Below are 26,936 nucleotides of genomic sequence, written 5' to 3'. Positions count from 1 at the left end.
CGGACGGTCGTCACCGGGCCGGAGGTTGCGGGCGCCGCCGGTACCGCGACCGCGGTCGAGGTGTTCGGGGCGGCCGTCAGGGCCTGCCCCGGCGCTGTGTCGACCAGGGATTTCGCGGCAGCGCGAGGTGCCTGCCGAGCTCTTCCACCGACAGGCCGGGACAGGGGGACAGGGACGCGAACCCGGCGGAAGGATCTTGTCCACTTCGGTGGGCGTCATCGTCATATGGGTGCTTGTTCCCGGCGGCCGTCGGTCGTGCCCTGGCAATGGCCGATTCGCTTTTTCGCAAAGGGAGTTGGCAAAGAATTTGAACGCCCCGAGCAACCCGTCCGTACCTACAGCCATCCAGGCGCCCCAGTCGGTCGCCGATGAACGATCGGCGGCTAAGACCCCGCCCCGCAGGAGGTCAAGAAGTTGAGTCACAAGCGAGTTCCGAAGCGTAAGGCCGCGATAGCGGTGGGCAGTGTCGCGGCGCTCGGAGCGGCGGCTCTGCTGCTGCCCAACGCCATGGCGTCCCAGACCGACGCTGCGGACGGCGCGGCTCCGAAGACCCTGAAGGCGACGGATGCCTCGGATCTGGCCTCGCGGCTGCAGCAGTTGCTGGGGGATGCCTTCGCGGGCTCCTACTACGAGGCCGACAAGCAGCAGCTGATCGTCAACGTCGTCGCGGGCGACAACAACAACGTCATCGTCCAGGCCCAGAAGGCCGGTGCCGCTGTTCGCGAGGTCGACAACAGCATCGCCGAGCTGAAGGCCGGCGCGCAGACGCTGAAGGCCGAGGCGACCATCCCGGGCACCGCCTGGGCCCTCGACCCCCGCACCAACAAGATCCAGGTCACCGCCGACAGCACGGTCACCGGCGCCAACTGGGACACGATCGAGTCGACCGTCAAGAGCCTCGGCACGGGCATGGCGACCATCAAGAAGACCGAGGGCACCTTCAAGACGTTCGTGGAGGGCGGCGACGCCATCTTCGGCGGCGGTGCCCGCTGCTCCCTCGGCTTCAACGTCGTGACCGGAGACGGCACGCCCGGCTTCCTGACCGCCGGTCACTGCGGTGTCGCCGAGGCCGAGTGGTCGGACGCCGAGGGCGGCGAACCCATCGCCACGGTCGAGGCGGCCACCTTCCCGGGCGACGGCGACTTCGCACTCGTGAAGTACAACGACCCGGCGACCGTGGCGGCCAGCACCGTCGACGTCGGCGACGGCCAGACCGTCGACATCCTCCAGGCTGCCGAGGCCGAGGTCGGCCAGCAGGTCTTCCGCATGGGCTCCACGACGGGCCTCGCCGACGGCGAGGTCACCGGCCTCGACGCCACCGTGAACTACCCCGAGGGCACGGTCACCGGCCTCATCCAGACCAACGTCTGTGCGGAGCCCGGCGACAGCGGCGGCTCGATGTTCACCCAGGACGGCGGCGCGATCGGCCTGACCTCCGGCGGCAGCGGTGACTGCACGGTCGGCGGCGAGACCTTCTTCCAGCCGGTCACCACGGCCCTGGAGGCCGTCGGCGCGACCCTCGGCGCGGGCGACGCGGGTGCGGGCGACGCGGGTGCGGGCGCCGGCGAAGAGGCCGGTGCCGGTGAGGAAGCGGGCGCAGGTGAAGAGGCCGGTGCCGGTGAAGAGGCCGGCGCGGGCGAAGAGGCCGGTGCCGGCGAGGAAGCCGGCGCAGGTGAAGAGGCCGGCGCTGGTGAGGAAGCCGGCGCTGGTGAGGAAGCCGGTGCGGGCGAAGAGGCCGGACTCGGTGAAGAGGTCGGCGGCGACGAACTCGGCGGCGTCGACGACCAGACCGGCAACGGCGCGGACGACGGCACCGGCCTGGAGAACAACGAGAACCACTGACCGGCCACACCAGTAGTACCGGCCGCCACTGACACGGTCCGGCCCTCCGGCGGGAGGGCCGGACCGTTCCGCGTATCCGGGGCTGTCGGGCGGAACAGGTGGACGTGCAGCAGGGCTGCGGCCAGCAGTGCACATGCGCGTGCCGGGGGTTCGGGATGATCCGACCCGGCACGCGCGCAGACGCCGGCAAGCCGCCCCCACGGCCCGTTCCATCGAGTTGCCCGGCACGCAGATCCAGGGCCACCGCGGTGCGTGTTCGGGTCGATCCGGCGGAGGGCCCTGGGCCCCCGGCACGGGTGCCCTTCCGCCCCGCGTCCGTCAGTTGTCCGCCCGCGCTCTCAGCAGAAGCAGCGCGATGTCGTCCACCCGCTCCGTCACCCCCGCGCCGAACTCGACCAGCCCGTCGGCCAGTTCGTCCAGGGGCCGGTCCCCGGTCTCCGCGAGCCGGCGGCCGAGGGCGGCCAGCGTCTCGTCGATGTCGAGGCCCGGGGACTCGATCAGCCCGTCGGTGTACAGGGCGAGGACGCTGCCCGGCAGCAGCTCGACCTCGGTCGTCGGGTACGTGGCCGAGGCGTCGATCCCCAGGAGCGGACCCCCGGGCAGGTCGAGCACCCGCACCTGCCCGTCCGGGTGTCTCAGCAGCGGCTGCGGATGCCCCGCACGGGCCATCACGGCCCGGCCGGTGCCCGGATCGAGCCGCAGATACAGACAGCTCGCGAACAACTCGGTGCCGAGGTCGATCAGCAGCCGGTTGGTGCTGCTCATGACCTCCTCGGGCGCCTGACCGACCGTCGTGTACGCCCGTACGGCCGTACGGAGCTGACCCATCAGGCCGGCCGCCGTCACGTTGTGCCCCTGGACGTCCCCGATCACCGCCGAGGCGCCCCCGTGCGAGCACACCAGGTCGTAGAAGTCGCCGCCGATGTCCATGCCCTGGGTGGCGGGCAGATAACGCGCGGCGGCCTCGAAACCGGGCAGCGACGGCAGGGAACTCGGCAGCAGGGCGGCCTGGAGGCCGTGCGCGACCCGGTGCTTGGCGTCGTACAGCAGGGCCCGCTCCAGAGCCTGGGCGATCAATCCGCCGAGACTGGTCAGGACGGCGCGCTCGTCGGCGGGGAACGGATGCCGTTCGGCGTAGCCCAGCACGCAGGTGCCCACCGGGCGCCCGGACGCGATCAGCGGGAGGAACGCCCAGGCCGCCATCTGGCCGGGCACATCCCGTACCGCCGGAAACAGCCGGTCCAACTGTCCCCGGGTCTCGTAGAAGGCGGGCACACCGGTGGTGAGGACCTGGGTCCCCGGGTTCTGCTCGGCCAGCGGCAACCCGTCGAACCGCTCCACGAGCTGAGGGTCGGCGTACCCGCGATGCCCCACCACGTGCATGCGCCCGCCCCGGGAGCCCAGCATCACCAGGGTCTGGCAGCCCACCGCCGGCATGATCTCGTCCGCGACCAGCTGGACGACGTCCTGGACGCCCGCCGCCTCGGTGAGCGCGCCCGCCAGGGACAGCACCTGCGAGATCGTGACCAGGCTGGAGGGCCCGCCCGGCCTGCGCCCCGCCCGGCCCAGTTCGGCCACCGCACGCGCCCGGGTGATACGGACGCTCAGCCCGGTCGTGCTCGGATACAGGCGGAACGACATCCAGTCGCCGGGCGGGCGCAGCGCCACGAACGAGGTGACGTGCAGACTGAACAGCGCGGCGCGGTAGCGGTCCTCGTACACCGGATCGTCGAGCCAGGGCACCGACACCCACAGCCGGGTGCCCAGCAGAGCGTCCGCGGGAGCCCCCAGCAGCTCCGCTGCGGCCGGGTTGACGAAGCCGAGCCGCCCGTTCAGGTCGAGGGAGCACAGCCCGTACGGCAGCCGCGCCACCATCCGCGCCGCCTCTCCCGTGCCGAGGGGGTCGTCCGTCGGCGCCTCGGGCGGGATGGCCAGCAGATCCGCCTCGGGCGGCAGCTGACGGTGCTCGGCCGCGGCGCGCTCCAGACGCAGCGCCAGCCGGTCGCAGGCGGTGCTGAGCCGCTCCCGCTCCCGGTCCGACAGCTCCGGCGGATGCGAACCGGGCCAGGTCACGAAGACCGATCCGTACACCGTCGAGGCGGTCGCCACCGGTACGGCGGCCAGCGCGAAGGGGTAGGGCAGCACGACGGCGACCCGCGGATACCGCCGCGCCATGTCCTCCTCGCCGCCCACCCACACGAACCGCCGCTCGCGGGCCGCCTCGGCGACGGGAACCGGCGAGCCGATCCCGACCCGCTCCCAGGGCGCCGCGAACGCCCGGGGCAGCCCCGCCATGACGGCCATCTCCAGCACCGACCCGCCCGGGGCCAGCAGATACACCCCGCCCGCGAGGGCCCGGACGTCCTCCATCATCCCCGCGAGCGCCAGCGACAGCAGCGGCTTCCCGAACGAGGCCGCGCGGGCGTCGGCCCCCGGCCGTCCGTGCGCGGAGGCACGTCCATCGGCCATCGGGACCACCTCCTCGCCGGGCCGGGTACTTCCGACTCAAGGCTCTGTCCACTCGGCCCGTCGCGCACGGCGAGCGGACTCCGGGACATCCCGGGCCCAGGTACCTGGCAAGGGGAAACCCCGCTCGATACCCCTTCTGCCCCGGCTCATGTCCCCGGGGTGGAAGCACAGGTCCGGCGTGCAAGCCCTGGGCGCGCGCCCCCGCGCATCCTGTTGGCCAGTTCTGCACGCCCGGGAGCCGCGGCGAGAGGCGAGAGCCGAAAAGGGGGCACACGCGACAGCGGTGAACCCGGGCCGGAGCGAGTGAAGGAGCGGCAGTGATAGGAGTGCTTCTGGTGCACGACGCGTGTCTGATGCGATCGGTGCTGGCGGAGTGGCTGAGCAGAGAGTCCGACCTGGTGGTGTCCGACGCCTCCTGGCACAGCGCGGCGGGCAGAGTACGGTCGCTGCGGCCCGATGTCTGCGCGGCCGACCTGGAGAGCCTGGACTCCTACGGCATACCTCCGCTGGGCGAGTTACGGGGCCGCGGGACGGGCGCACCGCCCCCGCGGCTGCTGGTCCTGGCCAGCGCGGGCCGGCCCGGCCTGCTGAAGCGGGCGGCGGAGGCGGGCGCGCTGGGCTACGTCGACAAGGACAGGGAGGGGGCGCCGGAGCGGCTGGTGTCGGCCATCCGGAAGGTCGCGGCGGGGAAACGTTTCGTCGATGACTCGCTCGGCTTCGGCTTCCTCAGGGCCACGCAGATTCCGCTCACTCCACGTGAGCTGAGCGTCCTGTCACTCGCCGCGGAGGGGTCGTCCGTCGCGGAGATAGCCGGCAGCCTGCACCTCTCCCACGGAACCGTGCGCAACTACATGGCGGCCATCACCCGCAAGACCGGCGCCCGCAACCGCGTCGACGCCATCCGTATCTCGCAGGGCGAGGGCTGGCTGTGACGGCCCCGACGGAGCGGCCGACCAGCTGCCCACCAGGTCGCGGTAGAGGGACGAGCGCTCCAGCAGCTCGTCGTGCGTCCCGTACGCGCACTGCCGGCCGTCCATGACGAGGACACGGTCCGCACGGCGCGCGGAGGCGATCCGGTGTGCGACCACGACCAGGGTGGTGCCGGCCCGGGAGGCGAAGGCCCGCTCGGCGCGTTCCTCGGCCTCCGGGTCCAGATGGCAGGTCGCCTCGTCCAGGAGCGCCACACAGGCGTAGGAGAGCCAGGCCCGCGTCAGCGCGATCAGCTGCCGTTCACCGGCCGACAGCGCGGCCGGGTCGACCCGGCCCCCGGGTCCGCCGTGCCGGGCGAGGAGCGGGGCGAGCCCGACCGCCTCGGCGGCGGCCAGCAGTTCGGACTCGGGCACGGGATCCGGCCGTAGACAGCCGAGGTTCTCGGCGAACGTCCCGCTGAACACGTACGCCTCCTGCGGTATGACGACCCGGTGCGCATGGGCGGTGTCGCCTGGTACCGGGTGTCCGCACAGGCTGATCGTGCCGTGCCGGGGATCGAGCAGACCGGCGGTCAGCGAGACGAGGGTGGACTTGCCGATGCCGCTGGGGCCGACGACGGCGAGCCGCGTGCCCTGGGGCAGGCTGAGGGTGAGGCCCTCGACGACGGGCGCACAGGTGGGGCCGTAGGCGAAGGTGAGGCCGGAGACGGTCAGGGCGGGCGCTCTCTCGGGGGTGTGGTCGGGGCGGGGGTCCGGACCGGTGCCGTCGACCGCCGCCGGACCGGCGGGCACCAGGCGGCGCAGGACGACCGCGAGCCGGGAGCCGCTCGTGCCCATGCCGTGGACCAGGTTCTGGAGGGCGGGCAGCAGGGACTGGGTGACATAGGCGAGCGCGCCGACCAGCGCACCGGGCGTGACACCGCTGCGCAGCAGCCAGGGCGCGGTCAGCAGCAGCAGGACGATGGGGAGCTGTCCGCCGACGGCGATGGACGCCACGCGCGGTATCCCCCAGCGGGCCAGTGAACGGGCCGCCCGCAGCTCGGCCTCGACCCGTTCGCCGACGTCGGCCGCCACCTGCTCCTCCGCACCTCCCGCGGTCACGTCCCGCAGGCCGGTGCAGACGTCGCCGAACCGGTCGGCGAGGCGTTCGTCGGCGACGAGGAACGCCTCCTGGCGGTGGGCCAGCGGGCGCATGCTCGCCGCGAAGAGGCCCACCCCGACGACCAGCGGCGGCACGACCACCAGCAGCAGGGGCGGCGCCAGTGAGGCCAGCCCGATCAGTGCGCCGGCGGCCGTGAACACGAAGGAACGGGAGACCATCACCACTCCGGCGAAGGTGTCCCGGGCGATCTCCACCTGCTGGGTCAGCGCGGAGAGAGCCCCGCCCTCGGCCTGACGCACCCCGCGCGCCACCACCCGCTCCACGAGCCGGTCCCGCAACGGTTCGACGAGCGCGGCGACCGCCCTGTACACCCGCCCCGTGCCGTACGCCCCGACGGCGACCGCGAGCGCCGCGACCCCGAGCCACCCGAGCCCGACGCCCGTCCGGCCGCGCAGGAACCCCTCGTCGAGGGCGCGGGCGAGGGCGTACCCCATGAGAAAGGTCTGCGCGGTCTCCAGCACGGACCACAGCACGAGCCGCGCCACGACACGCCGCTGCTGCCCCAGAAACCGCAGTCCCCGCGCGCGAAGGCCGTCACTTCCGGCGGGCTGCCGCCGGGCGCGTTCATGCCTGGGCATCCGTGAACACCTCCCGGTGGGCCTTCTCCTGGCAGGGCCGCGTATGTGTTCCGGCCGCGTGATCATGTGCCGCTGCGTCCGCGGGAATCGCGGTTCGCGCGCGGAGACTCTCGCTTCTGGCGGGCCACGGCCGGGCGCGCTCATCCTTCGCCATCCGCGAACACCTCCCGGTAGCCCCTCTCGCGCCACAGCCGCGCATGTGTCCCCACCGCCCCCACCCGTCCTCCGTCCAGCCAGGCCACCGAGTCCGCGCGGGCCGCCGTGGAGACCCGGTGGGCGACGATCACCCGGGTGCCGCCGGGGGAGTGGTTCAGCAGGGCGTCGACGACCTGGTGCTCGGTGACCGTGTCGAGGCTGGAGAGCGCGTCGTCGAGGACGAGCAGCCTGCTGTCACGGGCCAGCACCCTGGCGAGCCCGAGCCGCTGCCGCTCGCCGCCGGAGAGGGGCGCGTCCCGGCAGGGGGTGGCGTAGCCGTCGGGCAGCCGGCGGACGAACGTGTCGGCGCGGGCGGCGGCGGCGCCGGCCCTGATCCGGTCGGGCGGCGCCGCCCGGACGCCGAAGCCGATCGTGTCCGCGACGGTGTCACCCAGCAGGGCGGGCCGCTCGAAGGCGTAGCCGATCGCGCGGCGCAGCTCGTCGTGGTCCAGCTCGGGCAGCGGTACGCCGTCCAGGAGCACGGTTCCGTCGTCGGGATCGGCCAGACGTCCGGCGAGGGCCGCGAGGAGGGACTTGCCGGCGCCGGAGCGGCCGACCACGGCGAGTGTGCTGCCCCCGGGTACGACCAGGTCGACGCCGTCCAGGAGCGTACGGCCGCCGCGCCGGGCGGTGACCCCGCGCAGCTCCAGCCGGCCCTGTCCGGGAGGCAGCCGGCGACTCCCGTACGGCGTCACCGGCTCGGCCAGCACCTCGCCGAGGCGTCGGGCCGACGCGCGGGCCCGGACCAGCCCGGACAGCTGCCCCACCAGGACGCCGACCCCGGCCGCCAGGACGGCGTACCGCGAGGCGGCGAGCATCTCGCCCACCGTCAGCCGGCCGCGGACCAGCAGTACACCCGCCACGGCCACGACCCCCAGTTGCAGCAACGGGGCCAGGGCGACCGCCCGGGCCGCCGCGCGTCCCTGGACGTGCCACATCCGGTGGCCCGCGCGGGTGAGTTCGGGCAGTGGCCGCAGAACCCTGGCCACCTCACGGTCCGCCGTGCCGCAGGCGGCGATGGTGCGGGAGCCACCGATCGCCTCCGAGAGCCCGCCGGCGATGCGCCCCTGGGCTTCCTGGTAGTCGGCGACACAGCGTGACGAGTCCTGGGTGAAGGTCCGCAGCAGCAGGGCCAGCAGCGGCGCCCCGGCGAGGAACACCGCCGCCAGCCACGGGTCGAGCAGGCCGAGCGCCACCACCGCGCCGACCGGTCCGGCGAGCGCGGCCAGCAGCGCGGCCAGGGAAGCGGGCGCGGTCCCGGCCTGCGCGGCGTTGCCGACCAGCCGGGCCACCAGTTCGCCGGACCCGAAACGCTCCCCGGCCCGTGGCCCCACGGCGAGCAGGTGCCCGGTCAGCCGGTGCCGCAGCCACGCCGTGGCGTGGGCGCTCGTGGTCCCGCCCAGTACGGTCTCGACGGCGTCGAGGACGGCGAGCAGCAGGACGATTCCGGCGCACCACAGGACCCAGCGCATGGCGCCGGTACCGTCCGGGTGCGTCAGCAGCATGTCGAGAGCCCGCCCCAGGGTCAGGGGCAGGGCCAGGCTCAGACCGGTCGAGACCGTGGCGACCAGGAACAGGACCGCACAGCGCGCCCCGGTGCGGCGCACGCTCTCGCGCAGTGGAGAGGCGGGGTTCTGGGTCGGGGCGGGCCGGCCGTGGGTGGTTGTCGTCATCGGGTGGACCCTCCGACGGGGGATGACGGACCGCCGGGCGGCCCTCCCACGAGTGGGAGAGACCGCCCGGCGCCCCTGCCGGAAATGCTCAGAGACAGAGGGTGACGCTGGCCGCGCTGACGCAGGACAGCAGGCTGAGCGTGCTGTAGCCGGGCGTGCCCGCGGTCTCGTCGGACTCCATCGTCTGAAGGTCGAGAAGTGCCATGTCGATATCCTTTCGTCGGTCCCGGTAGGTTCCGGGTTCTCCCGTGGGGACGGGTGTCGCGTCACGACTCCTGGTGCGGAGCCGCGTCTTGGGGCCGCCGTAGCGGCGGGAGGAAGGGCAGTGCGGCGGGGGCCGTCTCGTCGAGGGCCGCGCCGAGCGCGAGCAGACAGCCCGCGGTGCCGGTGCCCAGGTCCATGGAGAGCCTCATCATCTGGTGCCCGGGGAAGGCCAGTTGGCCCTGGTACGACATCGCGTACCAGCCGAGCCCGGCGATCTGTTCCCGCTGCCGCGCCTCGGGGGCGCCGGTGCGGGCGAGGTGCAGGACCATGCCGGCCCTGCCCTGGAACAGTCCGGGCTGTGCGTAGAAGCGAGAGGCGGCGGAGGTCAGGATCCGGTCCCGGGCCTGCTCGAACTCCTCGCGCCCGTCGGCGTGGTTCCGGGAGCGCCCTTCCGAGGTGGTGAGCGCCAGGTAGTCGTCGAGGACCAGGCCGATCCCCACGCTGCCCTCCGCGAGGTAGGGCATGGTCCGCCAGCCCTCGTCGACCTCAAGGCCACCGTTCCGCTGGACGACACAGCCGTCCAGGTCCCGGCGCAACGCCGTGCCGGCCGCGTCGAGCAGCGCGGGGTCGCCCGTCGCCTCGTACTGCCGGAGGAACAGCAGCGCGGGCCCGCTCGCGCCCCGCAGCAGCCCGGCGCGGCGCTTCGGCGAATCCGGGAGCGGCTCGTCCAGGCGGCTCACCAGGATGTCCGTGACGTCCTGGGCCCGCTGGGCGAACTCCGTCTCCCCGGTCGTACGCGCCAGCCCGCCGAGGACCAGACCGAGCCCGGCGAGTCCGCCGCGCAGGTCGGAGGAGAGCTTGTGCCACTTCTCCCGGAGGACGACGTCGATCAGGTCCAGCGCGCGCGGGCGGTGCCCGAGCAGGTCGAGGACATGGGCGACGCCCGCGAGACCGTCGTACAGACCCAGCGGCGTGCCCACCGGTACGGGGTCGGTGTGGGCCAGCAGCCAGCGCTCGCCCTCCTCGTACCGCTCGGCGCCCGCCCGGGACAGCGCGTACAGCACCCCGGCCGCGCCGTGCGCGATCCCGAGTCCGCCGCCGTCGGAGAACTGGGTGATGTCGCCGGGGAAGAGCCGGTCGTCGCGTTCGGGGGTGGCGGAGGCGAGAATCGCCTTCACCATCGAGTCACGGCTGTGCGGCCAGTCGCCGGGCTCGACGGGAGCCGGCGGCGGTGAGGGTACGGGGCGGCCGGGCCCCGGTGCGGAGACGTCACGGGTGATCTCGGCCACCGCGTCGGCCAGGAACTGGGCCGGTACGTCCGGGAACTGACCGGCGATCACCTCCGCCAGGTGGGCCGCCTTGCCGCGGTCCACCACGAACAGCGTGGTCAGGGGCATGAAGAGGGCGAGCCGCAGACACGCCAGCGCGTACCGGTCGACGTCCAGACCCCTGCGGTCGGGCGGGGCGAAGAACCCGGGGTGGGCGACGACCTGACGGCCCCGCTCCTCGGCCGGTGCCGCCGCCTCGAAGTCGACCAGGGACACCGACTCCTCGTCGGGCGCGACCATGATGTTGAAGATGTGCAGGTCGTTGAAGACGATCCCGCGCGCGTGCACCCCCTCGACGACCTCCTCGACCGCGCGGTGGATACGCAGCGCCCACCGCGTGTAGGCGGCCACCGCCTCCGGATCCGGGTCGTGGGTGAGCAGCGGGTGGCGCTCGGCGAAGAAGGCGTTGAGAGGGCGCCCCTCGACGAAGTCCATGACGAGGAAGCGGTGGTCGCCGAGCGTGAACCAGTCGCGCACCTCGGGCACCGTCCCGAGCCCCGACACCTGCTCCAGCGCGGCACGTTCGCGCTCCAGCCGGGTGATCGCGTCCGCGCCGTCGGCCGCAAGACCCGCGTGCGGACGGCCCTCCTTCAGGACGACCCGGCTCCCGTCACGCGTGTCGGTGCCGACGTACACGCCGCCGCCGTTGGAGAAGTGCAGGGCCTTCTCGATGCGGTACGGGAGGTCGGAGACCGTCGTCGCGTTGCGGGCCGCGAGCTGCGCCTCCAGGAACGCGGGCAGCCGCACCCAGTCCGGGACCTGGAAGGAGGGCGCGCGCCGGTCCGGCACCAGCTGCCCCTCGCCGTCGCGGACGGCGGGCACGAGCGAGCCGCGTTCGTCGACGACGAAGGAACGCGCGAACGCCCCGTAACGCACGTACAGCGGACCGTCGTGCCAGCGCAGATCGGTGAGGATGTAAGGGCCCTCACAGCCCTCCAGCAGTGCGCCCAGCTCGGTCAGCACCTGGTGCAGAAGGTCCTCGTCGGCCGGATAGATCGTCACGAACTTCCCGCTGCCGTCCCGGCCCGCGTACTTGGTGTTCCGCAGATGCAGCAGATGAGGACCCGGCAGGAACTTGAACGGGATGCCGCGCGGCACGCAGTAGTCCCACACCGCCGACGCGATCCGCTCCGCGTTCGCCCGGGTGGCGGAAGCGTGCACCTTCCAGCCCTGCGTGGGTCCGGGCAGCGGGTCGCCGTCCGGACCGAGCGGCGTCAGTGCCAGCCAGTCGCCGATCCGCCCCGCACGCCAGCCCTCCGGTACCGCACGACCGGCCGTTTCGAACAGGGGAGTGGCCTCGCCCGCTGCGGACAGTCGGTCCGGTGTCTCATAGAAGTGCTGGTCGGCGAGTGCGTACACCTCGTACCGCTGGTCCATACCCGCCTCCTCGATGGCTTGCACCGAGCCTTCCAGTCCGTGGCGGGGTCCCGACAGTCACGGCTGTCACGAGACCACTGTGCGGAACGCATGGGTGCTGCCGGGGCGAACACCGGGAGCGTCAGGGGCTGCGCACGGGCCCCATACGCGCTGTAATGACGACGTGGTCAGTGAGGAGGCGGGACGCGGAACGAGAACGGCGCGTGCCGAACTCGCCCTCAAGTCGCTCACCGTCGACCTCGACCCCCGTGAGCGCCTCCGCCGGGTCCTCGAACTGACGCTCGTTTTCGCGGGCGCGAGCGTCGCCGCCGTCTACACCCCGGGTGACGCCGGTGACGTGCTGTGTCTCGTCGAGTCGGCCGGTGTGCCGAGGACGCTGTACGGCCTGCGCGACGGCTACCCCGTTGCCGCCCACTCGCCCGCCGTGGACGCCCACCGCACCGGACGGCCGGTCTGGCTCGGCCCCGACGAACTCGCCGGGTGCGCCGAATCCCGGCGGATGCCGGCCGGTGCCGTCCACCTGGCCGCCCTGCCGGTTCGCGCGGGCGCGGCGGCCGGCGACGGCGGCTGTCTGCTCGTCGTGACGGAACGTCCCGACGGTTTCGACGACAGCGTCCGGGACTGCCTCGCACTGCTCGCCGACGCCGTCGCCTGGCCCGCTCCGCCCGCCGCGGGCGACCCCGGCGAACTGTCGGCCGGCGCCTTCAGCCTCGCCATGGACAGCGGGCGCGTCGAGGTCGGCGACGAACTCCTCGAACTGTTCGCGCTCGACCGGGCGGACTTCGACGGCAAGGTCGAGACCCTGCTCGGCCTGACCGTGCCCGAGGACCTGCCCTCCCTGATGTCCGTCGTCGAGGCGGACCACATGTCCATCGGTGACCGGGAACTGGAGTTCCGGGTTTTGCAGCCCGCCGGCCCGCCGAGGTGGCTGCGGCTGCGCGGGCGGCTCGTGACCGCCGGGGAGGGCCGGGCCGCCCAGCTCGTGGGCACGGTCGGCGACGCCTCCACCCTGCGCTCCGGTGTCACCGACGTGGCCCGTGTCCAGCGCCTCGCCGCGGCCCTGGCCACCGCCGGGACCGTCCGTGACGTCAGCCGGGCCGTCGTCACCGCGCTGCGCGAGCCGCTGCGGGCCGACCGGATCGCCCTCGCCGAGCTGGACAACGAACGGCTCGTCGTCACCGTCCTCGACCCGCCCGAACCCGAGGCCTGGCCCGAGCTGTGGCGGCTGGAGTGGCGCTCGGAGTGGCCCGAGTCGCCCGTCCGCTCCATGCCGACGCTGGCCGCCGCCCTGCGCGAGGGCAGGGCCGCCATCTGGCCCGCCGGCACGGAACTGGAGCCCGCGCTCGACGGCGTCGGCCCCGGCGGGCTCGCCGTGCTGCCCCTGCCCGCCGGCGGCCGGATGGCCGGCATCTGCCTGATCGGCTGGGACAGCCCGCACGAGTTCGGCACCGACGAACGCGCCCTGCTCACCGCCGCCGCCGGTCTCGCCGGACAGGCCCTGACACGCGCCCACGCCTTCGACGCCGAACACGAACTCGTCGGGATGCTCCAGCGCTCCCTGCTGCCCCGCCGCCTGCCCAAGCTGCCCGGCGGGGTCGCCGAGGCCCGCTACCTCCCGACCACCGAGGGCCTGGAGGTGGGTGGCGACTGGTACGACGTGATCCCGCTGCCCGACAACCATGTCGGCCTCGTCATCGGCGACGTCCAGGGCCACAACGCGGGCGCCGCCACCCTCATGGGCCAGATGCGCACCGCCGTGCGCGCGTACGCAGTCGAGGGCCACCCACCGGACGTCGTCGTCTCCCACGCCAACCGTCTCCTTGTCGACATGGAGACCGACCTCTTCGCCACCTGCTGCTATGTCGAGGTCGACATGGAGGAGGGCACCGCCTGGTACGTCCGCGCCGGTCATCTCCCCCCGGTCGTCCGCCACCCCGACGGCACCACCGAGGTCACCGAGTCCGACGTCGGCCCCCCGCTCGGGGTGATGCCCCGGGCCGACTACCCGATGAGCCTGCTCCGCCTCCAGCCCGGCACCCTGATCGCCCTCACGACCGACGGTCTCGTCGAGTCCGCCCAGATCGACGTCGAGGACGGCCTCGACGCTCTCGCCGCCGGCCTCGCCGCCGCCGACCCCGCCCACCTCGGCCTGGTCGCCGACGCCCTGCTCGCGGGCGCCAACCGCAACGACGACGTGGCGCTGCTCCTGCTGCGCTACGACGGCATGGAGCGGCGCCCGCTGCGGGAGAGCTGGACCGTGTGGCGGGTGCCCGAGGCGGTCCGGCACGCCCGCCGCTTCACCCGGCGCACCCTGCGCACCTGGGGAGTGGCCGGGGAACCGGGCGTCCAGGAGAACATGGACACCGTGCTCCTGGTCGTCTCCGAGCTGGTCACCAACGCCCTCGTGCACACCGACGGTCAGGTCCGTCTCGACCTGACCCTCTTCAACGGCCGACTGCGCGTCGCTGTCGCGGACAACTCACCCCGTACGCCCATCAGACCGACGAACCTCGGCTGGGAGGCCACCGGCGGCCGGGGCATGCTCCTGGTCGAGGCCATGTCGGCGGCCTGGGGAACCGTCCCGGTCAGCGGCGGCAAACAGGTGTGGAGCGAGCTCGCGCTGGAGCCCTGAGGACGCGCGGGCGGGCTCCCGTACCGGTCACGCTGAGGCACCGGATATTACGTCGCGGGAAATCGAAGCTAGGGTGAACGGATGAAGGCTCTCGTGCTCTCCGGCGGCGCCGGCACGCGGCTCCGGCCGATCACCCATACCTCGGCGAAGCAGCTCGTACCCGTGGCCAACAAAGCCGTGCTGTTCTACGGCCTGGAATCCCTCGCCGAAGCGGGCATCACCGAGGTCGGCATGATCGTCGGTGACACCGCCGCCGAGATCGAGGAAGCGGTCGGCGACGGATCGAAGTTCGGTCTGAAGGTCACCTACATTCCGCAGGAGAAGCCCCTGGGCCTGGCCCACGCGGTGCTGATCGCGCGGGACTTCCTCGGTGACGACGACTTCGTCATGTACCTCGGCGACAACTTCATCATCGGCGGCATCAGCGACCTCGTCGACGAGTTCCGCCGTCTCCGCCCCGACGCCCAGATCCTGCTCACCCAGGTGCCCGACCCGCGCTCCTTCGGCGTCGCCGAACTCGACGCGGACGGCCAGGTGATCGGCCTGGAGGAGAAGCCCGAGCACCCCAAGAGCGACCTCGCGCTCGTCGGCGTGTACCTCTTCACCCCGGCGATCCACGACGCCGTACGCGCCATCCGTCCCTCCCGGCGCGGCGAGTTGGAGATCACCCACGCCATCCAGTACCTCATCGACGCCCGGTCCGACGTACGATCCACGCTCATCAAGGGCTACTGGAAGGACACGGGGAACGTCACCGACATGCTGGAGGTCAATCGCATGGTCCTGGAGGGCCTGGAGCGGCGGATCGACGGCGACGTGGACGCCGAGTCCGAGACCATAGGGCGGGTGGTGATCGAGGAGGGCGCGAGCATCAGCCGCTCACGCATCGTCGGACCCGTCGTCATCGGCGCCGGAACCGTCGTCAGCGACTCCTACGTCGGGCCGTTCACCTCCGTCGCGGAGAACTGCCGGATCACCGACAGCGAGCTGGAGTTCTCCATCGTGCTGCGGGACTCGTCCATCGCCGGGGTGGGCCGTATCGAGTCCTCGCTCATCGGCAGGCACGTCGAGGTGACCCCGGCCCCCAGTGTTCCCAGCGCCCACCGATTCGTCCTCGGAGACCACAGCAAGGTGCAGATCCACTCATGAACCTCCTCGTCACCGGCGCCGCCGGATTCATCGGCTCCACGTACGTCCGCACCCTCCTCGCGTCCGACGCCCCCGACGCGCCCCGGATCACCGTGCTGGACAAGCTCACGTACGCGGGCACCCTGGAGAACCTGCCGGCCGGGCACCCCCGGCTGAAGTTCGTCCAGGGCGACATCTGCGACGCCGAACTCGTCGACAAGCTGATGGCCGAGGCCGACCAGGTGGTCCACTTCGCCGCCGAGTCCCACGTGGACCGCTCGATCGACGGCGCCGCCGACTTCGTCCGCACCAACGTCGTGGGCACCCAGGTGCTGCTGGACGCGGCCCTGCGCTACGGCGTCGGCCCGTTCGTGCACGTGTCCACCGACGAGGTGTACGGCTCGATCGAGTCCGGCTCCTGGCCCGAGGACCACCCGCTGGCCCCCAACTCGCCCTACTCGGCGTCGAAGGCGTCCTCGGACCTGCTCGCCCTCGCCTACCACCGCACCCACGGTCTGGACGTGCGCGTCACCCGCTGCTCCAACAACTACGGGCCGCACCAGTTCCCCGAGAAGGTCATCCCCCTCTTCGTCACCAACCTGCTGGACGGCAGGAAGGTCCCGCTGTACGGCGAGGGCCTCAACGTCCGCGACTGGCTGCACGTCGACGACCACTGCCAGGGCGTCGACCTGGTGCGCACCGGAGGCCGGCCCGGCGAGGTCTACAACATCGGCGGCGGCACGGAGCTGAGCAACAAGGAACTCACCGGGCTGCTCCTGGACGCCTGCGGGGCCACCTGGGACAGCGTGGAGTACGTCGAGGACCGCAAGGGCCACGACCTGCGCTACTCCGTCGACTGGAGCAAGCTCCACGACGAGCTGGGCTACACCCCGCGCCACGACTTCGCCGCCGGACTCGCCGCCACCGTCGCCTGGTACCGCGACAACCGCGCCTGGTGGGAGCCCCTCAAGCGACGCGTCGGCGGCGACGAGAAGGACCAGCGGGACGAGAAGCAGGTAAGCGGATGAAGTGGCTGGTGACCGGCGCCGCCGGCATGCTCGGCCGCGACACCGTCGGGGAACTCCTCGGGCGCGGTGAGAGCGTCGTGGGCCTCGCCCGCGCCGCCCTGGACATCACCGACCCCGACGACGTGCGCCGCGTCTTCGACGCGCACGAGCCCGACCTGGTCGTCAACTGCGCCGCGTACACCGCCGTCGACGACGCCGAGACGGACGAGGAGTCGGCGCTGCGGATCAACGGCGTCGGGCCGCGCCTGCTCGCCCAGGCCTGCGCGGAACACGGCGCCCGTCTTGTCCACGTGTCCACCGACTACGTCTTTGACGGTGAGGCCCGCGACACCCCGTACCCCGAGGACCACACCCCGGCCCCGCGCACGGCCTACGGCCGCACCAAACTCGCCGGTGAACATGCCGTCCTGGCCACGCTCCCGGACGCGAGCGCCGTCCTGCGCACGGCCTGGCTGTACGGCGCCCACGGCGGCAACTTCGTGCGTACGATGATCGACCTGGAGGCGCGTCGGGACACCCTCGACGTCGTCGACGACCAACGCGGCCAGCCCACCTGGAGCGCCGACGTCGCCGCACGGATCGCCGACCTGGGGCCCCGGGTCGGCCCTGGGGCGAACGGTATCCTGCACGCCACCAACTCCGGCGAGGCCACCTGGTTCGAGCTGGCGCGTGAGGTGTTCCGCCTCATCGACGCCGACCCGGACCGTGTACACCCCACCACCAGCGCGGCCTTCGTCCGGCCCGCACCCCGACCCGCGTACAGCGCCCTCGGCCACGGCCGTTGGCAGCAGGCCGGTCTCGGACCTCTCCGTGACTGGCGTACCGCCCTGCACGAAGCACTGCCACACATCCGCAAGGAGATTTCCTAGTGAAACGCCATGAGTTCCTCCGGGAGCTCCACAAGGTCAGCGCGAACAGGAACTACCTGGAGATCGGCGTCAACGACGGCCGAAGCCTGACCCTGTCCCGGGTACCGAGCATCGCGATCGACCCCGCGTTCAAGGTGGTCTCGGAGATCCGCTGCGACGTCCATCTCGCCAAGGCGACCAGCGACGACTTCTTCGCCCGGCAGAACCCGCTCGCCCACCTCACGGGCGGCCGGCACCCGCTGCGCAACCTGGCCCGCAACCGCAGCCCGTTCGGCTACTGGCAGCGGACCACGCTCGACCTGTCGTTCATCGACGGCATGCACCTGTTCGAGTACGCGCTGCGCGACTTCATCAACGTCGAGAAGCACTCGGACTGGGCCAGCGTCATCGTCCTCGACGACATGCTGCCGCGCAGTATCGACGAGGCCGCCCGCGACCGGCACACCAACGCCTGGACCGGCGACGTCTACAAGCTGATCGAGATCCTCGCCCGGTACCGCCCCGACCTGGTCACGGTCCTCGTCGACACGGCGCCCACCGGCCAGCTCATCGTCTTCGGCGCCGACCCCGACAACACGGTACTGAAGGACAAGTACGACGAGATCATCGCGGAGTTCGAGGTCCCGGACCCGCAGAAGGTGCCCGAGAGCGTCCTGGAGCGGACACCCGCGATCAAGCCGGAGACCCTGGTCGAGGCCGCCTTCTGGGCCCCGCTCGTCAAGTCCCGCAACCGCGGCACCAAGCGCGGCAAGGGCCTGGAGCAGCTGCGCCGCAGCCTGGCGCCGCTGAGCACCAGCCGCTGACGCAGGACCGGACAACGAAGCGTGCGGCCCGGCAGCTGATCAGCTGCCGGGCCGCACGCTTCGTCCGCTGCGGTTACTTGTCGCGCAGTCCCGCGTAGTAGGCCGCGCACTCCTCGTACGACGGCAGCAGCCCGGACCGCTCCGCCTCCGCCAGCGTCGGCGCCTCGGCGTCCTTCTCCGACAGCACCGGTTCGATGCCCTCGGGCCAGGCGATGCCCAGCTCCGGGTCGAGCGGATGCACGCCGTGTTCACGCCCCGGCGCGTACCCCGTCGAGCACAGGTACACCACGGTGGCGTCGTCGGTGAGCGCCATGAAGGCGTGCCCGAGGCCTTCCGCGAGGAACACGGCGTGCCGGGTCTCGTCGTCGAGCCGTACGGCCTCCCACCGCCCGTAGGTGGGCGAGCCGACCCGGATGTCCACCACGACGTCCAGGACCGCGCCGCGCGCGCACGTCACGTACTTGGCCTGACTCGGCGGTACGTCCGAGAAGTGCACCCCGCGGACGACGCCCCGGCGTGAGACCGAGCAGTTCGCCTGCGCGAGGGAGAGGTCGTAGCCGGTGGCCTCGCGGAACTCCTCGCCCCGGTACCACTCGTGGAACGCGCCCCGGTCGTCCGGGAAGATCTTCGGCTCCAGTACCCAGGCGCCTTCGATGTCCAGTGCTCGCATGCTGTCAGGCTCCGTTTCCGCGTCGCAGCCCGGCCTTGCGCGCGATCTTCCCGAGGGTGCGCCGCACCTTGCGGACCACTCGCTGCCCGGTGCTCGGCCCGGCCGGCTTGGCGGGCCGTACGACCTGGACGCGGCCGGCCTTGGCGCTCAGGCCGACGGACATCGCCAGGAAGCGCCGCTCGCCGGCCTCCGGGGCCAGACACAGCGACGGCTTCCACGTCCCGTCGGCCAGTTCTCCGCCGGGCAGTGTCGCCTCGACGACCGCGCCGGAACCCTCGGGGGCGCCGGACAGCGTGCCGGACACCTCCACGGGCTCGGCGGATGCCGGAGAGACCAGCCGCAGCGCCGCCTTGGCGTCGCCGGGCACGTGCAGGGGCAGAGCCACGCGCAGACGGTCACCCGTGACGGTGACATCGTCCGGCTTGAGGCGGGCGAAGCCCACACCCTTGACCGCGCGGTCGACGTCCAGGGACAGCGTGGCCTGCTTCGCGGTCCAGTACGGCAGGACCACACGACCGGCGACCACACCGGCCGGCGGCACCGGACGGGGGTCCAGCTTCACCGGGCCGAGCCGGCACTCACGGGTCCAGCCGCCCAGCTTGATCCGGACGAACACGTCGAACAGACCGCCGCCGAGCGCCACACCGCCGGCCGCCGTGCCGGGGGCGACGGTGGCCGTGCCGCGCAGCACCAGCCGCACCTGCCCGTCCTCGTCGGCCGGAAGGGTCTCGCGGGTCAGCTCCACCGGCTGGAAGAACTGGGCGGCCGTGGCCCGCTCACGCACCAGGAAGTCCGCCGTCGCGCTCCCGAACCGGGCCACGGTCGACGCGCCCACCCGGGCGATCGCGTCATCGGCGTCGGTGGGCGTGCCGTCCAGGTCGGCGCCGTCACTGTCGTCCTCGGCGGGAAACGTCATCGGTGTGCCGCGCGAGGTGAACTCGGCGGTGAAGCCGACGTGCAGGACACCGTCCCGCCACTCCACGCTCCGCGGAGTGGCGGTGGGGGCGAGCGACGCCTCCCACTCGGCGAACGCCACCACGTCGTCCAGCCGGTCGGCGGCGATCAGCGCCGCCACGATCCGCTGCGCCTCCTGCATGCCGTTGGCGACACCCGGGCCGAAACGCTCGACGACGACCCCTCGGATCTCGTCGAACATCTCCTTGCGGTAGTCCTCCGGCAGCTTCAGGAGGCGGTTGCCGCGCATGCGCTCGACCATCTCGTTGCGCAGCCACCGCCGGAACAGCCGGTCGCGCACCGCACCCGGCTCGGTGTACCGCTCGACGACGTCGAGGGCCTCGCGCAGGTTGCGGAAGTAGCCGACCGGGTCGAAGCGCTGGAATCCCGCGTTCGAGGCGTCGTCGCGCTTGACGTGGTAGTAGCAGACGTAGTCGCTGAGCACGGAGACGTTGTCCGCGCGCAGATACGCCTCGGTCACGAAGACATGGTCCTCAAGACGCCGCCTGCCCTCGGGGAAGCGCAGGCCGATGCGGTCGAGGAACGCGCGGCGGAGCATCTTGTGCGGGGTGAGGCTGTCGATCAGCGGGGCGTTCTCGACACTGGCCTTGGGATGGTTGTGCCGGAACAACTCGACCGGCACCGGGCGGCCCTTGCCGGCCATCTTGCCGACGATCACATCGGCGCCGTTGGCCACGCCGTACTCGTACATCCGCTCAAGGGCCTCGTCACCGAGGTAGTCGTCGTTGTCGACGAACATGACGAACTCGCCCTGCGATGCCTCGATACCGACGTTGCGCGGCTTGCCCGACCAGCCCGAGTTCTCCTGGTGGATGACCTGGACGCGCGGTTCCTCCGCGGCGAGCTTGTCCAGCAGGGCCGGGGTCTCGTCGGTGGAACCGTCGTCGACGAAGATCACTTCGTACTCGTCGGCGGACAGCGACTGCCGCAGCAGCGACGCGACGCAGTCCTCGATGTACGGTCCCGGGTTGTACACCGGAACAATGACGCTGACCTTGACCGGCATGCGGCTGGAAGCCCCCTCTTGTAGCTCTGCTCCCGTCTCCGCAACGGCACGGTCCGGGCTGCCCGATACTAACGCGCGAGCCCCTCCGGCACCTGCCGGGGCGGGGCGTCCGACGGGCGCGCCAGCGCCCCGTAGGGGCGCGGGGAACTGCGCGACCAGCCACGACGGCGCCGCAGCCGCGCAACGGCACATAGCGCACCCCCCAGAGCGCCTACGCTCACCTCCGTGCACCTCCTGCTCCTCTCCGACACCCACCTCCCCAAACGCGCCAAACAACTGCCAGAGGCACTCCTCGCGGAACTCCCGCACGCCGACGTCGTGTTCCACGCCGGTGACTGGGTCGACACGGCCACCCTCGACCTCCTGGAGAGCCGCTGCCGGCGCCTCGTCGGCGTGTACGGCAACAACGACGGCCCCGACCTTCGGGCCAGACTCCCCGAGGTGGCGTACGCCGACCTCGGCGGCCTGCGTTTCGGGGTCGTCCACGAGACGGGCCCCGCCCAGGGCCGGGAGGCCCGCTGTGCCGCCCGCTTCCCCGGCCTCGACGTCCTGGTGTTCGGACACAGCCACATCCCGTGGGACACCACGGCGGACACCGGCCTGCGGCTGCTGAACCCCGGCTCGCCGACGGACCGGCGCCGGCAGCCGCACTGCACGTACCTGACGGCGACGGTGACGGACGGCGGGCAGCTCGCCGACGTGGTGCTGCACAGGCTGCCTCCCCGGCATCCCTGAGTGGCTACACGGCTCCGGTCGGGTGGACGGCACCGGCGGTCTCCGTCAGCGCAGCCCCGCTGCCGCCCCAGCGAAGCGCGACGATCTCGGCGGCCACCGACACCGCCACCTCCTCGGGCGTACGGGCGCCCAGATCCAGCCCGATGGGGGAGCGCAGCCGGGACAGCTCGGGGCCGGTGAGGCCGGCATCCGTCAGCCGCCTGCGACGGTCGTCGTGGGTGCGGCGGCTGCCCATCGCCCCGATGTACGCGGCGGGCCGACGCAGCGCCTCCTCCAGCAGCGGCACGTCGAACTTCGGGTCGTGGGTCAGGACGCAGATCACCGTGCGCTCGTCGGTTTCCGTAGCGCGCAGACAGCGGTGCGGCCAGTCGACGACCACCTCCACGCCCTCGGGGAAGCGCTTCGGGGTGGCGAAGAGCGGGCGGGCGTCGCAGACGGTGACCCGGTAGCCGAGGAAGGCGCCGATCCGGGCCACGGCGGCGGCGTGGTCGGTGGCGCCGAAGACGAGCATGCGGGGCGGGGGCGCGAAGGAGTGCAGGAACACGGTGACGGCGTCCTCGCGCCGCTCCCCGTGGGGGCCGTAGTGCCGCAACCCCGTTGCTCCCAGGGCGAGTTCACCGCGCGCGTCGGCGATGACGGCCGCGTCGAGACCGGTGGTGCCCAGGCTGCCGGACACCCGGTCGGGCCAGACGGCGAGCGTGGCGCCACGCACCGCTGGACCGTCGGTCACGGTGGCCACGGTCACCGGCCGGCCGGCCGCCACCGTCTCCGCGACCGCCGCGAAGGACGGATCCAGGGCAGGCGTCACGGGCCGTACGAGGAGGGTGATCTCACCGCCGCAGGTCAGTCCCACCGCGAAAGCGTCCTCGTCGCTGTAGCCGAAGGTCTCCAGCCGTGCCTCCCCGCCGGCCACGACCTCCTGGGCCAGCTCGAACACCGCGCCCTCGACACACCCCCCGGACACACTGCCCACCACCTCGTCGCCTGGCCCCACGGCCATCGCGGCCCCGGGGTCTCGGGGTGCGCTGCGGCTCACCGAGACGACGGTGGCGAGTCCGAACGGTTCGTGAGCCGCGTACCAACGCCCGAGCGTGGGGAGAATGTCACGCACGATCCGCTCCTTTTGTCGCCCATGTGCCTTGATCATCGCCCATGAGCGGCAAAAGCTGAAGATTACTCAGGAGTCAGTTGGTATTGACGACTCCTGATGCGCGCGGGACTGTAATGGACATGTCGAAGTTGCGTGTGCATCTGCTCGGCGTACTGGTCCTGGTCACGGGTTTCCTGACCACTGTCGGCTCCCAGCCCGCCCGGGCCGACACCCTTTGGTTCGACTCTCCCACCTCCACCACCCTCACCGTCCAGAACGGTCGGTTCACCGACGCTCTGGGCCGCGAGGTCGTGCTCCGCGGGTACAACGTCTCCGGTGAGACGAAGCTCAAGGAGAACAACGGACTGCCCTTCGCCTCGGTCGCCGACGCCAAGAAGTCGGCGACCGCCCTGCGGGCCCTCGGTGGCGGCAACAGCGTCCGCTTCCTTCTCTCCTGGGCCTATGCGGAGCCCGTGCGGGGTTCGGTGAGCGGCAGCTATCTGGCCGCCGCCACCGCTCAGATGGGTGCCTTCCTGGACGCGGGCATCCGCGTCTACCCCGACTTCCACCAGGACCTCTACTCCCGCTGGCTCTTCGACCCGGACAGCTGGTACACCGGCGACGGCGCCCCCAAGTGGGCCGTCGACCTCGGCAACTACCCGGACGAGTACTGCGGGATCTGCCCCTTCTGGGGGCAGAACATCACCTCGAACGCGGCGGTGACGAAGGCGACGTACGACTTCTGGCACAACACCTACGGGCTCCAGGACTCGTTCCTCGACACCGCGCAGAAGACGATGACGTATCTGAAGCAGAACCTCACCGGTGCCCAGTTCACGGGTGTCGTCGGCTTCGATCCCTACAACGAGCCGCACTTCGGGACCCTCGACTCGGGCCAGACCAGCAGGGCCTGGGAGAAGGACGTCCTGTGGCCCTTCTACGTCAAGTTCCGTGCGCGGATGGACGCGGCCGGCTGGCAGGACAAGCCCGTCTTCGCCGAGCCGAACCTCTTCTGGAACGGCAACATCGACTTCCAGAAGCAGGAGGGCGGACTGCTCGACGCCGGGACCGTCGGCCCGCGCTATGTCTTCAACACCCACTTCTACGACCAGAAGGCGATCTCCGGCATCTTCATGTGGGGCAAGGCCGAGGACGGCCAGTACGTCGGCGACTTCGGCACGGTTCGCGACCGGGCGTCCGCCCTCGGCACGACCGGGATCATCAGCGAGTTCGGCCACCCGCTGGCCGGATCGGTCTCCGACAAGGCGCCGACGGTCTACAAGGCGATGTACCAGGCTCTCGACTCCCGTGTGAAGGGGGCGGGTTGGTGGGCGAACGCGAGCGGGTCGGGGCCGGTGCTGTCCGGCAGCCAGTGGCAGTGGGACATCTACAACGGCCGTCACAAGGAGCTGATGAACGACAACGCCGACAAGGTGCTCACCACCGGTGACGCCTGGAACGACGAGGACCTGTCAGCCGTACGCCTCGACGACTCCGGTACGGCCGTCCTGCGTCAGGACGCCCGGATGCTGGACCGCGTCTATCCGGGCGCCACGGCGGGGACGACGCTCGCCTTCACCTACGAGGACCGCTCCCGGGACGGGTCCACGACCCTGACCTGGAACCCGGTGCCGAGTTCACTGCCGAACGTGTCCCGGCTGGTGGGCTCCGGTCAGTACGGGGTGCTGGTGTGGCGGTCGAAGGGCATCTCGGCGCCGACCGAGCTCCATCTGCCGGCGTCCTTCCCGACGGCGACCACCACGGTCGTCTCCGACCTCGGCACCGTCCACGGCCCGTCGGCCTACACCAGTACGACCCCGATCGCGGTGGGCTCCGAACCCGGCAACACGGGAAGCCGCCGCCTGCTGCTCACCGCGCCGGACTCGGGAGTCCTGCACTACGCGCTGGTGACCAACGGGGCGACGGCTCCTGCGGCGACCGTACTGAGCGCCGCGCGGGCCGAACTGGCTTCGTGGGCCGCGCAGGAATTCAGCTAGGCGATCAACCGGAGGCGGTCAACTGGCCCGTAATGACGGGTCAGTTGGCGGCCGGACCCGTCCAGTCCGCCTCGACATGGGCGAGGCGGACCCGCTGGGGGTGGTCGCCGACCGGTACGGATGCCGTCTTCAGCCCGGTGGCGAAGTCGATGGCCGTCACCTGGTCGGCGCCGCTCTCGGAGATGACGCAGGACTTGCCGTCACCGCTCACCGTCGCCCAGTAGGGCTTCGATGCGGGGACGAGCGGGCCCTCCTGGAGGGTCGTACGGTCGACGACCGTCGCGTAGTCGTCCATCGTGCCCGCGACGCACAGCTTCGTGCCGTCCGGCTTCATCGAAATGCCGTGGTGGCGCGAGTCGTTGACGAACGTGGTGCGGTCGTCGCTGGTCGCCGGGTTCTTCGGCAGGGTCTTCGTCCGGGTGATCCTGTCGGTGGCGATGTCGTACTCGAAGAAGCCGTTGAAGAACGAGACCTGGAAGTACAGCTTCGACTCGTCGGCCGAGAAGGCGGCCGGGCGGACCGCGTCCGAGAATTCCGTGAGGCCGATGGCGTTCAGCCGGTCCCGCATGTCGATCACCTTCACCCGCTGGAAGGTGGCCGCGTCGACGACCGTGATCTTCCGGTCGCCCTTGGTGAAGTCCTGCCACGGAGCGTCCTGCGAGGTGTTGACGTCACCGATGGACATGTTCCAGATGTACTTGCCGTCCTTGGTGAAGATGTTCTCGTGCGGCTTGTCGCCGGTGGCGAACGAGCCCACCTGTGCACCGGTGTTGATGTTCAGCACGTGCACGGTGCCGGAGATGGACGCGGAGACCGCGACCCGGGTCCCGTCGGGGGAGACGGCCATGTGGTCGGAGCGGTAACCCGACACGGGGAAGCGCCAGTTGATCGCGCCCGTGCTGAGGTTGATGGACACGACGTCGGCGAAGCTCGGCCGGGAGACCACCATCGACCTGCCGTCCGGGGTGGAGTACATGTCGTCGACCAGCTGGTCGTGTCCCTCCCCGACTCCGTTGCGGATGGCCATGAAGTAGATCCACTTGATCGGGTCGGCGTTGATCGCGGCCAGCCGCGCCGCCTTGTCCGGTACGACGTTGATCCGGCCGATCCTGGCGAAGTCGCCGGTGGACTTGATGACGTCCGCGGTGCCTTCCCAGTTGTTGCCGACGAACATCACCTCGCGCAGGCTCGCGGCGGTGGCGTCCTCGGCGTCGGGCGCCGCGACCGCGGCGGTCGCGGGGGCGGTGACGGTCAGGACGAGGGCGGCGGCCATGGCACAGAGGTGCCTGGATCTGGAAGCAGGCATGAGTGCTCTCCCCTCCGGGAGTGGACAGACGGACTGTGGCGGGTGCATGACATGTGGGGCAAAAGGGAGAACGTGACTGCGGGCGGGAAAACTGAACACGGTCACGTTCAGATTGGACTTACTGGAAAGTAAGGAGGGGGTGCCCTTCTCCACAAGACTGCGTGCACGACAAACTTGGCCCCCGGACCGACGAAGGAGGGTTCATTGGCGGGCAGACTCAGGACGCCGACCGGCCGCTACGCAGGCAGGACAGCCGAGGAACGACAGGCCGAACGGCGCCGGAGATTCCTGGACGCCGCACTCCAGCTGTTCGGCGACACGCCGGGCTACCGCTCGACGACCGTCGCCGCGCTCAGTGAGGCGGCCGGTCTTTCGACCCGCCAGTTCTACGAGGAGTTCCGCACCCTGGAGGACGTCCTGGCCGCCCTTCACCTCCAGGTCAACGACTGGGCCGAGGAGGCGGCGCTCACCGCGCTGGCCGCCGCCGAGGGCCTGCCCCTGGCCGAACGCGCCGCCGCGATCTTCCGCGCCTACGCCGCCAACGTCACCGCCGACCCGCGCCGCATCCGCATGACCTTCGTCGAGATCATCGGCGTCAGCGCCCGGCTTGAGGAACAGCGCCTCGCGCGCCGCTCCCGCTGGGTGAACCTCATCTGTAGGGAGGCGGAGGCCGCCGTCGCCCGTGGAGAGGCGGCGCCACGCGACTACCGGCTCGCCGCGACGGCGTTCATCGGCAGCGTCAACGGACTGCTGCACGACTGGAGCGCCGGGTGGGTGGACGCCACGCTGGACGAGGTGGTGGACGAACTGGTGCGGATGCTGCTGGGCATCCTGCGCCCGGCGGGCTGGCTGCCCCCGGGCTCCGAGGGCCCCGCGGGTGGCGAATTCAAGGGGTCGTGGCAACACCGCTGATCATGCGGCTGTTGTGAGGAGCTTAGCG

General features: G+C 71.7%; 18 protein-coding genes and 1 pseudogene. 10 read left to right on the top strand and 9 right to left on the bottom strand.

Going from position 1 to position 26,936, the window contains the following annotated elements; genetic code table 11:
• Positions 1-414: 414 nt before the first annotated feature.
• Positions 415-1,842 carry a S1 family peptidase gene (locus IEY89_RS03275; protein ID WP_189145724.1) on the top strand — a complete coding sequence of 476 codons (1,428 nt, stop codon included), beginning with the start codon at positions 415-417 and terminating at the stop codon, positions 1,840-1,842.
• Positions 1,843-2,160: 318 nt separating this feature from the next.
• Here IEY89_RS03275 and IEY89_RS03270 read toward each other — a convergent pair whose 3' ends face one another.
• Positions 2,161-4,311 carry a SpoIIE family protein phosphatase gene (locus tag IEY89_RS03270; RefSeq protein WP_189145723.1) on the bottom strand — a complete coding sequence of 717 codons (2,151 nt, stop codon included), beginning with the start codon at positions 4,309-4,311 and terminating at the stop codon, positions 2,161-2,163.
• Positions 4,312-4,664: 353 nt separating this feature from the next.
• Here IEY89_RS03270 and IEY89_RS03265 point away from each other — a divergent pair.
• Positions 4,665-5,159, top strand: a pseudogene (locus tag IEY89_RS03265) (response regulator transcription factor); the annotation flags it as partial.
• Here IEY89_RS03265 and IEY89_RS41840 read toward each other — a convergent pair.
• The 4 genes from IEY89_RS41840 to lanKC all read right to left on the bottom strand — a co-directional run bounded on the left by IEY89_RS41840 (position 5,085) and on the right by lanKC (position 11,757).
• On the bottom strand, positions 5,085-6,980 hold the full coding sequence (locus IEY89_RS41840; protein ID WP_373287184.1) for an ATP-binding cassette domain-containing protein: 1,896 nt from the start codon (positions 6,978-6,980) through the stop codon (positions 5,085-5,087). The pseudogene IEY89_RS03265 and the gene IEY89_RS41840 sit on opposite strands and share 75 nt — an antisense overlap.
• Before the next feature lie 140 nt (positions 6,981-7,120).
• Complete coding sequence (locus IEY89_RS03255; protein WP_189145722.1) at positions 7,121-8,848, bottom strand: ABC transporter ATP-binding protein; 1,728 nt, start codon at positions 8,846-8,848, stop codon at positions 7,121-7,123.
• A gap of 88 nt (positions 8,849-8,936) precedes the next feature.
• Positions 8,937-9,053, bottom strand: coding sequence for a SapB/AmfS family lanthipeptide (locus tag IEY89_RS03250; protein WP_189145721.1), 117 nt, complete (start codon positions 9,051-9,053; stop codon positions 8,937-8,939).
• Between the two features lie 61 nt (positions 9,054-9,114).
• Positions 9,115-11,757, bottom strand: coding sequence for a class III lanthionine synthetase LanKC (lanKC, locus tag IEY89_RS03245; protein WP_189145720.1), 2,643 nt, complete (start codon positions 11,755-11,757; stop codon positions 9,115-9,117).
• A gap of 163 nt (positions 11,758-11,920) precedes the next feature.
• Between lanKC and IEY89_RS03240 the strand changes: the two genes are divergently transcribed.
• From IEY89_RS03240 to IEY89_RS03220, 5 genes are all read left to right on the top strand, one after another.
• Positions 11,921-14,389, top strand: a complete 2,469-nt coding sequence (locus IEY89_RS03240) for a SpoIIE family protein phosphatase (RefSeq protein WP_189145719.1) — start codon at positions 11,921-11,923, stop codon at positions 14,387-14,389.
• A gap of 81 nt (positions 14,390-14,470) precedes the next feature.
• Positions 14,471-15,538, top strand: coding sequence for a glucose-1-phosphate thymidylyltransferase (locus IEY89_RS03235; RefSeq protein ID WP_189145718.1), 1,068 nt, complete (start codon positions 14,471-14,473; stop codon positions 15,536-15,538).
• A complete protein-coding gene (gene rfbB / locus IEY89_RS03230) occupies positions 15,535-16,545 on the top strand; it encodes a dTDP-glucose 4,6-dehydratase (protein ID WP_189145717.1) in 1,011 nt (336 codons plus the stop codon). Before IEY89_RS03235 ends, rfbB begins: the two co-directional genes overlap by 4 nt.
• Positions 16,542-17,414: a dTDP-4-dehydrorhamnose reductase gene (rfbD, locus tag IEY89_RS03225; RefSeq protein ID WP_189145716.1), complete on the top strand. Its 873-nt coding sequence runs from the start codon at positions 16,542-16,544 to the stop codon at positions 17,412-17,414. Before rfbB ends, rfbD begins: the two co-directional genes overlap by 4 nt.
• On the top strand, positions 17,414-18,217 hold the full coding sequence (locus IEY89_RS03220; protein ID WP_189145715.1) for a class I SAM-dependent methyltransferase: 804 nt from the start codon (positions 17,414-17,416) through the stop codon (positions 18,215-18,217). Before rfbD ends, IEY89_RS03220 begins: the two co-directional genes overlap by 1 nt.
• Positions 18,218-18,290: 73 nt before the next feature.
• On the opposite strand, the gene rfbC is transcribed toward IEY89_RS03220, so the two are convergent.
• Together rfbC and IEY89_RS03210 are read right to left on the bottom strand one after the other, a co-directional pair.
• A complete protein-coding gene (gene rfbC, locus IEY89_RS03215; protein ID WP_189145714.1) occupies positions 18,291-18,887 on the bottom strand; it encodes a dTDP-4-dehydrorhamnose 3,5-epimerase in 597 nt (198 codons plus the stop codon).
• A gap of 4 nt (positions 18,888-18,891) precedes the next feature.
• Positions 18,892-20,868, bottom strand: coding sequence for a glycosyltransferase family 2 protein (locus tag IEY89_RS03210; protein ID WP_189145713.1), 1,977 nt, complete (start codon positions 20,866-20,868; stop codon positions 18,892-18,894).
• Positions 20,869-21,093: 225 nt separating this feature from the next.
• Between IEY89_RS03210 and IEY89_RS03205 the strand changes: the two genes are divergently transcribed.
• On the top strand, positions 21,094-21,603 hold the full coding sequence (locus IEY89_RS03205) for a metallophosphoesterase family protein (protein ID WP_189145712.1): 510 nt from the start codon (positions 21,094-21,096) through the stop codon (positions 21,601-21,603).
• 4 nt (positions 21,604-21,607) lie between these two features.
• Here IEY89_RS03205 and IEY89_RS03200 read toward each other — a convergent pair whose 3' ends face one another.
• Positions 21,608-22,714, bottom strand: a complete 1,107-nt coding sequence (locus IEY89_RS03200; protein ID WP_189145711.1) for an XdhC family protein — start codon at positions 22,712-22,714, stop codon at positions 21,608-21,610.
• A 113-nt stretch (positions 22,715-22,827) separates the two neighbouring features.
• Between IEY89_RS03200 and IEY89_RS03195 the strand changes: the two genes are divergently transcribed.
• On the top strand, positions 22,828-24,690 hold the full coding sequence (locus IEY89_RS03195; RefSeq protein WP_189145710.1) for a glycoside hydrolase family 5 protein: 1,863 nt from the start codon (positions 22,828-22,830) through the stop codon (positions 24,688-24,690).
• Positions 24,691-24,730: 40 nt separating this feature from the next.
• Here IEY89_RS03195 and IEY89_RS03190 read toward each other — a convergent pair whose 3' ends face one another.
• On the bottom strand, positions 24,731-25,996 hold the full coding sequence (locus IEY89_RS03190; protein WP_189145709.1) for a YncE family protein: 1,266 nt from the start codon (positions 25,994-25,996) through the stop codon (positions 24,731-24,733).
• Between the two features lie 204 nt (positions 25,997-26,200).
• Between IEY89_RS03190 and IEY89_RS03185 the strand changes: the two genes are divergently transcribed.
• Positions 26,201-26,908, top strand: coding sequence for a TetR/AcrR family transcriptional regulator (locus IEY89_RS03185; RefSeq protein ID WP_189145708.1), 708 nt, complete (start codon positions 26,201-26,203; stop codon positions 26,906-26,908).
• Positions 26,909-26,936 lie beyond the last annotated feature (28 nt).

The organism is Streptomyces lacrimifluminis, assembly GCF_014646095.1.
GTDB classification, from domain to species: Bacteria; Actinomycetota; Actinomycetes; order Streptomycetales; family Streptomycetaceae; genus Streptomyces; species Streptomyces lacrimifluminis.
This window is presented reverse-complemented; position numbering and strand designations above follow the sequence as displayed.